The organism is Jannaschia formosa (assembly GCF_003340555.1).
Taxonomy (GTDB): domain Bacteria; phylum Pseudomonadota; class Alphaproteobacteria; order Rhodobacterales; family Rhodobacteraceae; genus Jannaschia; species Jannaschia formosa.
The window spans coordinates 22,914-37,438 of record NZ_QPLJ01000018.1 but is presented as its reverse complement, the minus strand read 5'-3'; the positions used below and the strand labels follow the sequence as shown (position 1 = coordinate 37,438).

Annotated in this window: 10 protein-coding genes; 9 read left to right on the top strand and 1 reads right to left on the bottom strand. The window is 71.6% G+C overall.

Features of this window, described 5'->3' with window-relative positions:
- Positions 1-450: 450 nt before the first annotated feature.
- The 7 genes from DR046_RS16365 (at position 451) to DR046_RS16335 (ending at position 10,143) form a co-directional block, all read left to right on the top strand.
- A complete protein-coding gene (locus DR046_RS16365) occupies positions 451-1,413 on the top strand; it encodes a hypothetical protein (RefSeq protein ID WP_135227317.1) in 963 nt (320 codons plus the stop codon).
- Positions 1,414-1,943: 530 nt separating this feature from the next.
- A complete protein-coding gene (locus DR046_RS16360) occupies positions 1,944-2,474 on the top strand; it encodes a DUF308 domain-containing protein (protein ID WP_167767147.1) in 531 nt (176 codons plus the stop codon).
- Positions 2,475-2,646: 172 nt separating this feature from the next.
- Entirely contained in the window at positions 2,647-3,699 is a 1,053-nt protein-coding gene (locus DR046_RS16355; RefSeq protein ID WP_115383466.1) for a hypothetical protein, read from the top strand.
- 299 nt (positions 3,700-3,998) lie between these two features.
- Positions 3,999-5,093 carry a hypothetical protein gene (locus DR046_RS16350; protein WP_115383465.1) on the top strand — a complete coding sequence of 365 codons (1,095 nt, stop codon included), beginning with the start codon at positions 3,999-4,001 and terminating at the stop codon, positions 5,091-5,093.
- Positions 5,087-7,528: a glycosyltransferase gene (locus DR046_RS16345; RefSeq protein WP_115383464.1), complete on the top strand. Its 2,442-nt coding sequence runs from the start codon at positions 5,087-5,089 to the stop codon at positions 7,526-7,528. Before DR046_RS16350 ends, DR046_RS16345 begins: the two co-directional genes overlap by 7 nt.
- Positions 7,516-8,436 carry a Stf0 family sulfotransferase gene (locus DR046_RS16340; RefSeq protein WP_115383463.1) on the top strand — a complete coding sequence of 307 codons (921 nt, stop codon included), beginning with the start codon at positions 7,516-7,518 and terminating at the stop codon, positions 8,434-8,436. The genes DR046_RS16345 and DR046_RS16340 overlap by 13 nt, the downstream gene beginning before the upstream one ends.
- 339 nt (positions 8,437-8,775) lie before the next feature.
- On the top strand, positions 8,776-10,143 hold the full coding sequence (locus DR046_RS16335; protein WP_115383462.1) for a phosphohexomutase domain-containing protein: 1,368 nt from the start codon (positions 8,776-8,778) through the stop codon (positions 10,141-10,143).
- Between the two features lie 189 nt (positions 10,144-10,332).
- Here DR046_RS16335 and DR046_RS16330 read toward each other — a convergent pair whose 3' ends face one another.
- Positions 10,333-11,268, bottom strand: coding sequence for a glycosyltransferase (locus DR046_RS16330; RefSeq protein WP_115383461.1), 936 nt, complete (start codon positions 11,266-11,268; stop codon positions 10,333-10,335).
- 83 nt (positions 11,269-11,351) lie between these two features.
- Here DR046_RS16330 and DR046_RS16325 point away from each other — a divergent pair, with 83 nt between their 5' ends.
- Both DR046_RS16325 and DR046_RS24755 read left to right on the top strand, forming a co-directional pair.
- Positions 11,352-12,524, top strand: coding sequence for a KpsE/RkpR family capsule polysaccharide export protein (locus tag DR046_RS16325; protein ID WP_115383460.1), 1,173 nt, complete (start codon positions 11,352-11,354; stop codon positions 12,522-12,524).
- Between the two features lie 12 nt (positions 12,525-12,536).
- Positions 12,537-14,189, top strand: a complete 1,653-nt coding sequence (locus DR046_RS24755) for an ABC transporter ATP-binding protein (RefSeq protein WP_115383459.1) — start codon at positions 12,537-12,539, stop codon at positions 14,187-14,189.
- Positions 14,190-14,525 lie beyond the last annotated feature (336 nt).

The window sequence follows — 14,525 nt, the reverse complement described above, 5'->3', positions numbered from 1 at the left end:
GACTTCCCGACTCGCTGAAATCCTCCGACGCTTCAACGCGCCCCCGCCTCCTTCCTGTGGCCGGAAATACTCCGGGGGGAGCGCCGCAGGCGCGGGGGCAGAGCCCCCCTCCCCGCCCGCGGTCAGGCGCCGTCTCCCGCCTTTCGCGCCCCGGGCCTGCGGTCCGCGCGAGACCAGAGCGACACCGTCGAGCGGGACCGGAATCGAGGATTTCGTTCGATCCCGGACATAGCTATCCTCGACGCGAAAAATGTCACGGCCGAAGCGCGTCGGACAGAGACGGATGACAGCTTCTTGCGACTCATCCCGAAGAAAGTGACAGGACATGCACGAAGAGACCGGCGCCCGGGACGGACCAAACGCCTTCTGCCGCCGCGGACCTTATTTTCAACAGCAGCGTTTTCTGACCAGAACACGCCCCTGCTTCGAGCATGGCTCGACCGGAAAGACATGAAGACACTCAATCTCCACGTTGGTCACGGCAAGACTGGCAGCAGCTACATACAGTCGGTTCTGGCCCTGTCGCAGGATGTGCTCGCTCGCAACGGAATATCGTATCCCGACCTCCTCGAAAGCTTCACTGCCGCACGGCAAGGCCGGATCACATCGGGCAACGTGAATGTCGATCACGGGTCCCTGGTGGAACACGTCACAGAGGCAGCGCCGTTGATGGACGGTGCGGATACGCTGCTGCTTTCGAATGAAGGCATGTTCCGCTATTTCCGGAAAAGGGAAGGACTGGCAGATCTCGCCGCTCTTCGGAAGCAGGGCTTCGAGGTACGCATCCTGTGCTTCATACGAGATCCGCTCGACCACGTGGTCTCGGTATATCAGCAGAAGATCAAGAGATCGGGCTATACAGGCGATCTGAAGGACTATCTTCCGAAATATTCCAGCCCCACCTCGGTGATGCGCCTCATCAAGATCTGCGACCGGCTGGACCTGCAGTTGACCCTGTCCAATTACAGCCGTCATCGCGAGCAGCTCCTGCCCATCTTCGAGGCCTGGCTCGGGCTGCCCACAGGAACCCTGGAGACCGCGCCCTATTCCGTGGTGAACCGGTCCATGACCACCGGCGAGATGATCCTGCAGCGCGCGTTCAACAAACATCTAGGAAAGCGTTCTGCGGCACTGATCAGCAACCCGCTGTGCAACCAGCTCCCGGAGATCCAGTCGGAGAACCCGGCGATCCGCCGCGCGGAACTGGATCCGTTCCTCGACCGGATGCGCAAGATCGTGTCCCCTGTGAACAAAAGACTGGACGCTGGCGAAGCCTACGAAATTCCCGAGCTCGACGAGGCGATCGCCCGGTTTCGCGACCCCGACGATCCGTCGCTCGTAAGCTTCAGCGAAGAACAGATCGAGATCCTGGCGCGAAAGCTCAGCCGCGCGATCGACGGCAAGACGCCCTGAAGCGCTGGGTCCGGCGGGAAGAAGCGCCGCCGGGCAAGGGGGGACGTGCGACGCGACGGGACTGGCTCCGGGATGCTGTGCCAGGGTCGCGCGACGCGCCCTGACGCTTCTTCGGGCCGAGCCCCCGTCGACTGGTCCGGATCGAGAGCTGGCTCGACCTGAAAGGCGCTCGCAATCAGCCGCGACAGCGGTCACGACCGCGCCTGGCCCCCACAGGATGCCGACCTCGCCTTCGCCTCGGATCCCGGGCACCGGATGATATCGTCGACTCATGTCGCCCCGCGAAGGTCCCGCGAGGGCGAGGCCCGGCAGGGCCTTCCCCCGGTGTACGGTTTCTTGGGGCACTGATTTGGCCCTGTGCGGCTCCCGGGAGGAGGGGCCATGACGGACGAACGGAGCACGGGGGCGGGCCCGTCGGCGCGCAGCGCCCAAGCGCCGATCCCCGCGGCACCGGGACGGGCGCCGGGATGGACCCGCAGGGGGGGCCGCGGGGTTGACCCTCCGAAATGGGACCCGGCGGGAGAACCGACATGAATGGCTGGCTGCTCTGGATGGCGCTCGGGGTGCTCTCGCTGATCGCGGGGGGGCTGGCGCTGATGAACCCGTTCGTGGCCTCGATCACCGCCGAGCTGATCGCCGCCTGGGCCTTCGTGGCGATCGGCGCGATCTCCTGCGTGGCGGCGTTCCGCAACAGGGGCGACCGCACCGCCCTCTTCGTGGGGCTGGCGCTCGGGCTGGTCTTCGTCGTCATGGGCGTGGTGCTGCTGCTCGATCCGCTGCGGGGGCTGCTGTCGCTGACGCTGCTCTTCAGCCTGCTGCTGATCCTCGGCGGCGGCTTCCGGCTGGTCTATGCCTTCGGCGCGGAACGCGGGCGGACGCGGGTCGCGATGATCGCCTCGGGCGTGGTCTCGATCCTGCTCGCGGCGGTGATCCTCGCGGGCTTCCCGGCCTCGGCGGTGATCGTGCCGGGCGTGGTCCTCGCGGTGGAGCTGATCTCGAACGGGGTCTCGCTGATCCTGCTGGCGCTCGACGACCGGCGCATCGCGGACAGGGCTGCCTGACCGGGGCCGCTCGATCGGAGCTGCCCAGCCGGGGCGGGATGGCGCGGTTGGACAGCACGGCCCCTTCACATAAGAGGAGTCCCGCGAGGCGCGAGGCGCGCCCGCCCCGCCGCGGGGCCCGCGATCACGTTCCGCCGGCACATCCGGCCACGCCCGACCACGAAGATCCCGCATGAGAACCATTGTCCATTTCGGCATGTCCAAATCCGGCTCCACCGCCCTGCAGAAGGGTCTGAGCCGGGCGCGTGAATCCCTGCTGGAGCAGGGCATCCTCTATCCGCGCGCGCCGATCATCCCGCACAGCCACAATCTGCTGATGGCGGGGCTGGTCCCGCCGGGCGACCTGCCCCGCTTCGTGCGCCACAGCCTGAAGCGGGCGGGCGAGACGCCCGACCTCTGCGACAGCTGGCTCGGCACCGTGGGCGAGGCCTGCGCGCGGGACGGGGTGCGGACACTGGTGTTCTCGGCCGAGAACCTCTGGGGGCTGAGCGGCCCTGCTCCCGCCGCTCTCCTGCGCAAGAAGCTGCAGGGCATCGGCGCGACCCGGATCGAGGCGGTGGCCTATCTGCGCCGCCCCTCGGACTGGTACCTGTCGATGGCGGGCCAGGTGCTGGTCGCCTCGCATGCGATCAAGCCCGCCGCCACGATCCCCTACCGCCCGGCGATCGAGGCCGTGGTCGGGCACTTGGCCGATCCGGGAGCTGTGCGGCTGCATGTCTACGACCGCGCCCGCTTTCCCGAGGGCGATATCCTCGCACATTTCGCAACCGACATGCTGGAGGGCGCGACCCTGCCGGACGCGGCCCCACGCGACGCCAACGTGACGCTCAGCGCCGAGGGGATGGACCTGCTGCGCAACTACCGCCTCCATGCCCACCCCCGCGAGAACGCCAAATTCACTCGCGACACCAGGCATTTCCTCGATGCGCTGAAGCAGGCCGAGCAGGCGACCCCGGGCCATGCCCGCCCCCGCCTGTACGACGATATCGCCCGCAAGATCGACCACGGCGCGCCGGACCTTCTGTGGCTGCGCGAGGTTCACGGGCTGGCCTTCGAGGGGATCGACTACGAGGCCATCGAGACCGGGCCCTGGCGCAAGAACTTCAACCGGATCGACCGGCTCTGCCCGGTGGATCCGGCGCGGCTCGACCGCCTGCGGGACCGCGTCATCGAGGAACTGGCCACCGCGCTGGAGAGCGCGACGCGCCGGCGCAAGAAGGGCTGAGCGGGCGCCCCCCGCGCGCTCCGGCAGCTTCGCCGTCGCCGCGCCGGCAACCGCACAGGCGGCCCGGCGAGGCCGGGCGCATGGCTCGAAGGCCGCTCTGATCCGGCTGCGACGGGCCGCATCGCTCGCAGTTCTTTACGTTCGGACGCCGGACGGCACGCCCCCCTCCGGACGGCCCGCGCAGGTGCCCGGAGGGCACGGCGCGGCAGGCCCTTTTCGGGTTCCGCTTCCCGGTCCGGCGCGATAAGCCGCGCCGACGGCCCGTGGCGGCCGCGCCAGACCTTCCGGACCCGCCGCCCATGCGCCGCCCTTCCCCGTCCTCCGCCCCGACCCTCGTCCTGCATGTCGGCACGCACAAGACGGCGACGACCTCGGTGCAGACCTTCCTGCGCCGCAACGCCCCGGCGCTGTCGAAGCGGGGCCTCTGGTATCCCGACTACCGGCTGATCGACCGGCCCTCGCATTACGCCCATATCGGCGCGGTCAACGGGCTGGCGGGGCGCGACCGCAACATCGACCCGGCTACCGCCCGCCGCTTCTTCGAGGCCGTCCGTGACCGCGCCGCCAAGCGCCCCCTGACGGTCATCAGCGCCGAATCCTTCTGGCGCCATCTCGACATCCCCGCCGAGGCGCAGCCCCCCACGGACCCCGAAGCCTACTGGGCCGCGCGCCGGTCCTGGATCGCGGGGCTGCGCGACCTGGTGGGCCCCGCCCGCATCCTCGTCACCCTGCGCCGGCAGGACGGCTATGCCGCCTCGCTCTACCAGGAACATGTGAAGGCCACCCGCTACCGGGGCGATTTCGCCGCCTTCCGGGCCGAGCACTGGTGGCATTTCGACTATCTGGGCCAGCTGCGCGCCTGGGCCGAGGTCTTTCCCGACCCGCTGGTGCTGGGCTTCGACGCGCTCAGGGCCTCCGGCGACGTGGCCGGGGCCTTCTGCGCCGCGCTCGGGGTCGAGGCGGGGGACCTGCCCCGCCCGCCGCGGCGCAACGAGGGGCTGCTGCCCGATCTCGTCGTGCTGAAGCGCGCGCTCAACGGCACGGAGCACGGGCGCGGCGCCCTGCGCGAGCGCGTCGAGGCGCTGGAGGCCGCAGTCCCGCCCGAGACGCGCGCGACCCTCGCCCGCCGCAGCCTCTGGACCTCGGCGGCGGAGGCCGAGGCGTTCCGGCAAGGCTTCGCCGCCGACAACGCCGCGCTGGAGGCCGCCTTCACCGGCGGCGTCGCGCTCTTCTCCGACGCGCCCGCCGACGATCCGGCCGCGCCCGCGCTGGCCTATGGCGACGCGCTCTCTCCCACGGCGCTGGACTGGCTCAGCCGCGCCGCGCTGGAGAGCGGGGCGGCACAGGAACCGGGCCAGGGACCGGATCAGGGATCGGGCCCCGCCGCATGCTGACCTGGCTGCGCCGCCTCGAAGGGCTGTTCCAGCGCTTCGACCGCGCCCGCCCGGGCGTCGCCGCGCTGAACGCCCGCGCCACCCTGCGCGACGGGCAGGGCAAGCCGGCCGGCCGGCTGGAGCGGGTCCTGCGGGAGCGCCGCCGCCTCGCCGTCGCAGGGCGGACGCGCGCGCCCTGGGTCGAGCTGCGCATCGGCGAGCGCGTCGCCCGGGTCGACCGGCCCGAGGGCGGCGAGGGCGCCTTCTCGCTGGCCCTGCCGCTGAAGGACGGAGAGGCGCCCGCCGCCACGCTGACCGCCGGGGACGGGCCGCCGCTGGCCCTGCGCTTCCCGCCGCCGGCGCTGGTCCGGGCGGGGCGGATGGCGGATTTCGGCTGGCGGATGGTGCGGCTGGTCCCGGCCGTGGCGGGCTGGGCCGTGACGCGCGACCCGCGCCACCGCGGCACGGTCAAGCGGATGCTCGACCTCGAGGGCGGCGACCGTTTCGGCCCGCTGCCCCCCGGCCTGCCCTCGCTCGCCGGGCCTCCGCCACCCGAGGCCCCGCCCGCCACCATCGTCCTGCCCGTCCATGACGGCCACGACCTGCTGATCGACTGCCTCGACCGGCTGGAGAAGCACACCACCGGCCGCTGGCGCCTGATCGCCGTCGAGGACTGCTCGAAGGACCCGCGCATCCGCCCGCTGCTGCGCGCGCGCCTCGCCGCGCTGCCGCAGGAGAGCCGCCTGCTGGAGCCCGAACGGAACCTCGGCTTCGTCGGCGGCGTCAACGCGGCGCTCGCCGCGCGCGAGGAGGCGGGCTGGGAGGACGGGCCGGTCGTCCTGCTCAACTCGGACGCGCTGGTGCCCGAGGGCTGGCTGCCGCGGCTGCTGGCGCCGCTGGCCGACCCCTCGGTGGCCTCGGTCACGCCGCTCTCGAACGATGCGGAGATCACCACCGTCCCAACCATCTGCGTGCGCGCCGACCTGCCGCCCGGCGCCGCCGACCGGATCGACGCGGCCCTGCGCAGCGCGGCCGTCACCACCGCGCCGATGCCCACCGGCGTCGGCTTCTGCATGGCCCTGTCGGGGGAGTTCCTGGCCCGCGTCCCCCGGCTCGACGAGGCCTTCGGCCCCGGCTACGGCGAAGAGGTCGACTGGTGCCAGAAGACCCGCGCCCTGGGCGGCGTGCATCTGGGCCTCGGCACCCTCTTCGTGGAGCATCGCGGCGGGTCGAGCTTCGGCTCCGAGACGAAGCTGCGGCTGATCGCGCGGAACCACCGCACCATCATGGCGCGCTACCCGGCCTACGATGCCGAGGTGCAGGAGTTTCTCTCCGACGACCCGCTGCGCGGCGCGCGCCTCATGGCCGGGCTGGCCTGGGCGGGGGCGGTGGCGCAGGTGGTGCCGGTCTACCTCGCCCACTGGCTGGGCGGCGGGGCGGAGATGTGGCTGAAGCGCCGCATCGGCCGCGACCTCGCCCGCGGGCGCCCGGCGGTCGTGCTGCGCGTCGGCGGCACCGCCCGCTGGCAGCTGGAGCTGCACGCTCCCACCGGCATCACCGGCGGCACCACCGAGGACGCGGACCAGGTCGCGGCCCTGCTGGCGCTGCTGCCGCGGCGCCACCTCGTCTATTCCTGCGGCGTGGGCGACCCGGACCCGATGGCGCTGCCGGGCCTTCTGCTGCGGCTGCGCCGGCACGGCGACGGGCTGGAGGTGCTGCTGCACGACTGGTTCCCCGTCTCTCCGTCCTATACGCTGCTCGGGGCCGACGGGGCCTATCGCGGCCCCGTCGGCCCCGAGGCGGAGGATCCCGCCCACCGGGCGGGCCGCGCCTCGGTGGCCGAGTGGCAGGCGGAATGGGGGCGGCTGATGGCGGCGGCGGACAAGGTGGTGCTGTTCTCGGAGGCGGGGCGCCCGATCCTCGCCCATGCCTTCCCCGGGCTCGATCCCGCCCGCATCACCGTCCGGCCCCACGCGCTGCCCGATCCCGAACGGCTTGCCGTGGCCGACCCGCCCCGCGCCACAGGGCCTGAGGACGCGGTGCTGGGCGTGCTGGGCAACATCAACCACCACAAGGGCGCCGACGTGATCGACGCGCTGGCCCGGGCGGGGACGCGGGTCGTCGTGCTGGGCCAGGCCGACCCGGCGCGCCCGCTGGTCCGCGCGGTGCAGGTGCATGGCGGCTACGCCGCGCCCGAGATCCCCGAGCTGGTCCGCCGCTACGGCATCACCCACTGGCTGGTGCCCTCGATCTGGCCCGAGACGTTCTCCTTCGTGACCCATGAGGCGCTGGCCACCGGCCTGCCGGTGCTGGGCTTCGACATCGGCGCGCAGGGCGCCGCGCTCCGCGCCGCGCCGAACGGCCACCCGATCCCCTTCGACGCGGAGGCGGACCAGGCCGCCCCGATCCGCGCCGCCCTCATGCCCCAGCCAGGAGCCGTGCCATGCGCCGACTGATCCCCGACCGCCTCGCCCGCCGCCTGCGCCCCGCCGCCCCGGCGCCCGCCGCACCGGGGACGGGCGGCTTCCCCGCCGCGCCCGCGCCCGACACCGAGGCGCTGGCCGAGGACCTCGCCCGCGCGCCGGCGCCGCTGGGCTGGGTGCTGCATTTCACGCCGCGCTCGGGGGCGAGCTGGCTTTGCGACATCGCGACGGGCTCGGGCCAGCTCGGCCGCCCGGTCCAGAGCTTCGAGCCCCGGCTGATGCGCCGCACGGCCGAGGCCTACAACGCCCGCAGCCTCGACGAATATTGCGAGCTGCTGCCGCGCAAGCGCGCCCGCGGCGGGGTCTGGGGCCTGGCCGTGAGCTATCCGCAGATCCGCGCGGCCTTCCCCTCCGAGGAGGACTTCCTCGACCGCTTCGGCGCGCTGCCGGCGGTCTGGCTGATCCGGCGGGACATCGTCGCCCAGGCCGTGTCGCTGGCCAAGATGCGCGCGACCGGCCTCGCCCACGCGCCCCAGGCCGATGCGGTGCGGATCGCGGCGGCCGATGACGACTTCCGCTACGATCCCGGGCTGATCGGCCAGGCGATGGACCGGATCCGCGCCGCCGAGACCGCGACGGAGGTGATCTTCGAGGCCGCCGGAATCCAGCCCCTGCGGATGAGCTACGAGGAGAACTGCGCCCATCCCCCGGCCCACCTGCTCAAGCTGATCGGCCATCATGCCGGACGCGCGGAGATGACGGTCCGCGCCCGGTCCGTGTCGAGCAAGCACGTCAGGATCGCCACCGCGCAGAACGCCAACTACGCAGAGCGCTTCCGCGAGGAGGAGGCCGCGCGCGTGGCCGAGCTGGAGGAGGCGCGCGCCCCGCTGCTCCGGGCGATCGCGCCCTACGGGCCGAAGCGGGCGCCGAAGGTGGTGTAGGGCGGGCGGCGGAGGCGGCCGCGACCACTGCGCCGAGGCTGGTATAGGGCGCGCGCATCGACGGGCCGCGGCACGGCGATCCGACGCTGGAGCAATGCGATTTATGGCTGCCAGGTCCGAAAGACCTTCGGTCTAGGCACCCAGCCTTGCCAGATCGCCGGGCCGGGGGGCGGCCCGGCGTCGAACCGAAGGTTCGCCTCCGGCGAAACGCGCGGCATCGGCTTCGCCGATGCTGTTCCGCGCAAGGCGCATGGCCGAACCGAAGAAACGCCGCCCCCGCTTGCCGCCCCGCATCCCCGCCCCTATCCCTGCCCGCGACCCACGCCGCCGGAGACCCGCATGACCCCGCTCACCTGCTTCAAGGCCTACGACATCCGCGGCCGCCTGGGCGACAACCTGGATGCGGGGATCGCCGCCCGCATCGGCGCCGCCACCGCCCGGGCGATGGGCGCGCGGACGGTCGTGCTGGGCCGCGACATCCGCGCCTCCTCGGAGGAGCTGGCCGAGGCCGTCGCGCGGGGCCTGATGGCCGAGGGGGCGGAGGTGCTGGACCTCGGGCTCTGCGGCACCGAGGAGGTCTATTTCGCCACCGCCCATCTGGGCGCCGACGCGGGAATCTGCGTCACCGCCTCGCACAACCCGATGGACTACAACGGGATGAAGCTGGTGAAGACGGGCTCCGCGCCGCTGACGCCCGACGAGCTGGCCGCGATCAGGGCGGAGGCCGAGGCGATGGCCGATGTTTCGCATGCGAAACGGGGCACGATGCGCGACGTCTCGGACACGCGCGCGGCCTATGTCGCGCGCGTGCTCTCCTTCATCGACATCGGCGCGCTGCGGCCCCTGAAGCTTCTGGTCAACGCCGGGAACGGGGCCGCGGGCCCGACCTTCGACGCCATCGCCGAGGCACTTCTGGCCAAGGGCGCCCCGCTCGAGATCGTGCGGATCCACCACCAGCCCGACGGCAGCTTCCCGAACGGCATCCCGAACCCCCTGCTGGTCGAGAACCGCCCGGCCACGGCCGAGGCGGTGCGCGCGCACGGCGCCGACCTGGGCGTGGCCTGGGACGGCGATTTCGACCGCTGCTTCCTCTTCGACCGGGAGGGCGGTTTCGTCGACGGCGAATATGTCGTGGGCCTGCTGGCCGAGGCCTTCCTCACGCGCGAGCCCGGAGCCGGCATCGTCCACGACCCGCGCGTCGTCTGGAACACGCAGGACATCGTCGCCAGCCAGGGCGGCCGCGCGATCCAGTCGAGGACCGGCCATGCCTTCGTCAAGGCGGTGATGCGCGAGACCGGCGCCGTCTATGGCGGCGAGATGTCGGCGCATCACTACTTCCGCGACTTCATGGCCTGCGACAGCGGCATGATCCCGATTGTTCTGGTGCTCGACCTGATGAGCCGGCGCGGCCTGCCCCTGTCGGAGCTGGTCGGCGCCCGCCGCGCGGCCTTCCCCTCCTCGGGGGAGATCAACAACCGCGTGGCCGACGTCCCCGCCGCGATCGCCGCCGTCGAGGCCGCGCTGGCCGGGGAGGCCGTGTCGCGCGACGACACCGACGGGCTGAGCCTCGCCTTCGAGGACTGGCGGCTGAACCTGCGGGCCTCCAACACCGAGCCGCTGCTGCGGCTCAACGTGGAATCGCGGGGCCGCCCGGACCTCGTGGCGCAGGGGGTCGAGAGGGTCGAGCGGCTGATCGGGCTGCGCTGAGAGCCATCCGCGCGGCCTGGCCGCACGGTCCGGAGGGGGGCTCTGCCCCCCGTCGCGCTGCGCGCGACTCCCCCCGAGGTATTTCCGGCGAGATGAGGGGAGAACCGGGCGCGCTCCCCTTTGGGTGTCCCGGGCCCGGGGTCCCGTTCGCCCCGCCGGAGGCGCAGGCCTGTCCGGGGCGATCCCGCTTCAGGCCCGCAGCCGCCCCGTCGCCGCCATCGCCCAGAGCACCGCGTCGCCCGCGCGGGTCTGCCGCCGCACCCCCGCGCGGTAGAGATCGGCGAAGCGTCCCTCGCCCGCCCGCCAGGCGCGGAAGCGGTCGGCCAGCGCCCGGGCCTCGGGGGTGAGCCGGCCGGCCACCGCCTCCAGCGCCTCGAGATTGCCGCCGATCCAGTCCGACCAGCGCCCGTCGGTCAGCATCCCGAGCCGCGCCCCCGCCCGGCGCAGCCCGTCCGAGGCGCCCATCTCGTTCGCCCCGTGCTGGCGGTAGTCGAGCCCCGGCCGGTCGTCATGGATCAGCCGCGCGCCGATGCCGGAGGCGAGCAGGTAGATCCACCAGTCGTGATGCGCCACGCCCGCCCCGTTCCGCGCCGCCAGCGCCGCCCCCGCCGTGCGGCCCAGCACGCGGGCCATCACCGGCTCGATCACCATCGTGTTGCCCGCCATCACGTTCTGCACCAGCGCGTTGCCGAAGCCGAGCCCCCGCGGATGCCGGCGGCTCTCGCGCAGGGGCCGGCCGGCCTCGTCGACCAGGACGGTGCGGCTGCAATAGACCCCGGCCCCCGCCCCGCGCCCCAGCATCGACAGCGCGCGGGTCAGCCGGTCCGGGTGCCAGACGTCGTCCTGGTCGCTGAGGGCGAGCCAGGCGCCCCCGTCCCCGGCCTCGCGGATCAGCGACAGGAAGTTGGCGGCGGCGCCGCGCCCGGGCCCCTCCGAGACCCGGACCTCGCGCCCCGGATGGGCGGCGGCCCAGTCCGCCAGCCTCTGGCGCGTGCCGTCCTGCGAGCCGTCGTCCGAAACCCGGAGCGACCAGTCCCCGTGATCCTGCGCCAGGATCGAGGCCAGCTGCGCGTCCAGATGACGCACGCCGTTGCGGGTGGCCATGAGGATACGAACATGCGCCATGGACACCCCCGCTGGTCTTCGCGGCGTCCCCTATGATATCTGCGCCCGAAGAACGCAATCGCGCGCCCCCTGCACGGATCCCCATGACAGATGTGACACCGGACAAGGCCCCGACCCTTTCGCCCTCGATCGAGGCGGGGATGCGCGGACGGCATGTCGGCGTCCTGCTCAGCTTCGTGATGATGGTGGTCCTGCCCACGGCGCTGGCCGGCTGGTACATGTACGAGCGCGCCGCCGACCGCTACGTCTCGACGGTGGGCTTCTCGGTCCATACCGAGCAGACGGCGACCGCCATCGACATCAGCACCCTGCTGGGCGGCGGCGGCACCTCGTCGTCGTCGGACACCGACATCCTCTACAGCTTCATCCAGAGCCAGGAGCTGGTCCGCCAGGTCGAGCGGGACCTGAACCTGCGCGAGATCTGGACCCGCGTCCCGCCCGAGCAGGACCCGATCTTCGCCTATCACCCGCCCGGCACGATCGAGGACCTGACCGAGTACTGGAACCGCATGGTCAAGGTCTACAACGACGGCACCACGGGCCTTCTGGAACTGCGGGTCCAGGCCTTCACCCCCGAGGACGCGCAGATCATCGCCCGGGCGGTCTACGACCGCTCCTCGGAGATGATCAACGCGCTCTCGGCCATCGCCGAGGCCGACGGGACCCGCAACGCCCGGGCCGATCTGGACGAGGCGGTCGAGGCGCTGAAATCGGCCCGCGAGGCGATCACCCGCTTCCGCAACGAGACCCAGATCGTCGACCCCGCCGCCTCGATCCAGAGCCAGATGGGCATCCTCGGCGCGCTCCAGACCCAGCAGGCCGAGGCGCTGATCGAGCTGGACCTGCTGGCCCAGTCGGCGGGCGACAATGACCCCCGCGTCGTCCAGGCGCGCCAGCGCCTCGCCGTGATCGAGCAGCGCATCGAGGAGGAGCTGGAGAAGTTCGGCGGCGGCACGACCCCCACCACCAATGGCAACGGGGAACGCTTCGCCGACCTGGTGGGCCAGTACGAGAGCCTGATCGTCGACCTCGAATTCGCGCAGGAGACCTATACCAACGCGCTGGCCGCCTTCAACGGCGCCGTCGCCGAGGCCCGCCGCCAGAGCCGCTACCTCGCCGCCCATGTCAGCCCGACCCTGGCCGAGCGGTCGACCCAGCCCAAGCGGTTCCAGATCGTCGCGCTGACGGCGCTGTTCAGCTTCCTGGCCTGGGGCATCCTGGTGCTGGCCGCCTATGCCGTGCGCGACCGGCGCTGAGGCCCGGGGCCGATGATCGTCCTCGACGGCCTCACCAAGATCTTCTCGATGCACGGGCATCGCAAGGTCGTGGCCGACAACCTGAACGTCACCTTCCCGACCGGCGTCTCGGTCGGGCTGGTCGGGGCGAACGGGGCGGGGAAGTCGACCCTGCTGAAGCTGATCGCCGGGACCTCGTCGCCGACCTCGGGACGGGTGCTGTCGACCGGGTCGGTCAGCTTCCCCGTGGGCCTCGCCTCGTCGCTGCACAACGACCTGACCGGGGCGCAGAACACCCGCTTCGTGGCCCGCATCTACGGCGCCGACACCGGGGCGCTGATGGCCTGGGTCGAGGAATTCGCCGAGCTGGGGGAGCATTTCCACCTGCCGGTGCGATCCTATTCCTCGGGGATGAAGGGACGGCTCAGCTTCGGGATCAACATGGGGCTGGCCTTCGACACCTACCTCATCGACGAGATCACCGCCGTCGGCGACGCCGCCTTCAAGCGCAAGTCGTCGCAGGTCTTCCACGCCCGGATGGAGAGCGCGGGCGCGATCTATGTCAGCCACTCCATGGGCGCCATCCGCGAGCTCTGCCAGGCGGGCGCGATGCTCGAGAACGGCAAGCTGCACTATTACGACGACGTCGAGGAGGCGATCGAGCGCTACATCGTCAGCCTCGACCCCGACCGCGCCCATCCCGTGCGCGCCGTGGCCGGGGACCGGCCGGTGACGCGGTTTCCCGACGACGCGCGAATGCTCTACGTCATGGGGCTGCCCTCGACGCTGTCGAACTATGTCGTCGCCTGTCTGCGCCATTTCAGGCCCTGCCAATTCGCTCCAACGCAGATGACGCATTATTTCGACGTGCGCGCCGGGCGCTCGGATCTGGTCTTCAGGCACCGCACCCGCAGCTTGGAAGAATTGGGTGAGCGCTTTGCCAAGGAAACGCCCGCCGTTCGCAGCAAGACGCTGCGCCTGATGAACAAGCTCAGCGATCTCCTGCAGATCCATGCCGCGCCGCGCAGCGGCCCCGACCGCCACGACGCCTACCTGGACTACCTGCTGACCCGGTTTTCCGGGCAGTCGATCATCTGCGATCCCACCCCCGATTATGCCCTTCTGGGCGAAGCGGATTTCACCGAAATGGCGCAGATCGGTGATGCCAGCTTCTGCGTGACGCTGCGCGATCCCGTCGATCGCCTGTGGGAATCGATCTGCACGAATATACCCCTCAACGAGCGTACCTCGGAGGCCTGTCTGACAGCAGCCTCGGAGCTGCTGGAGGCCGGTCCCCAAAAAACCTTGGCGCGCCAGCCTTATGCCAACTACACGCGGTTGATGAAGGTTCTCGACGCCTCGGTCGCCAAGGCCCGGAAGATCGTCCTGTTCCACGAACGGCTGGCCGACCCGGCAACGCGGGAGGCCGAACTGGCGCGCATTACCGACGCCTTCGAACTGCCCGAGATCCCGGCCGGGCGCCGCGCAGAGATCGGCCCACCTCCAAAAATTCCCGACTTGCCGGAGGACATGGCCCGCGCCCTCGTCGATCTGCTGGCCCCGCAATACGCGGCGATGCGCGCCCGCTTCGGCGACACCCTGCCCCGCGAGTGGCGCAGTCCCGGCCCAGCCGAGCGCGCTCTGGCCCCGCCCGAGACGGCGCCAGAGCTGCAAAAGACGGGGTGAGCGCCGTCTTCCGAGACGCTCAGACCTCGACCAGGATCCCGGACGCGTCGCAATAGGCCTGGAACGACAGCGAGGACAGCATCAGCCCCCGAAGATCGTGGCCATATCGTCGGGTTCCGTCAGGGGCTGAGAGCGGCCATCACGTAACCGGGCCGGTCGCCGGATACACGAAGTTCCTGACCCTCGCTGGCCGGCTCGTGTTCGGCTTTCTGTAGATCGGCATGAGGCCCATCAGGCGCCGGATCCGCCTAGGGTTCACCGCATGATCCTCGTTCCTCAGATGCCAGGTCATCTGCCAGCCCCCCGAAGAACGGCGTCTCCATGAACTGCCGATCG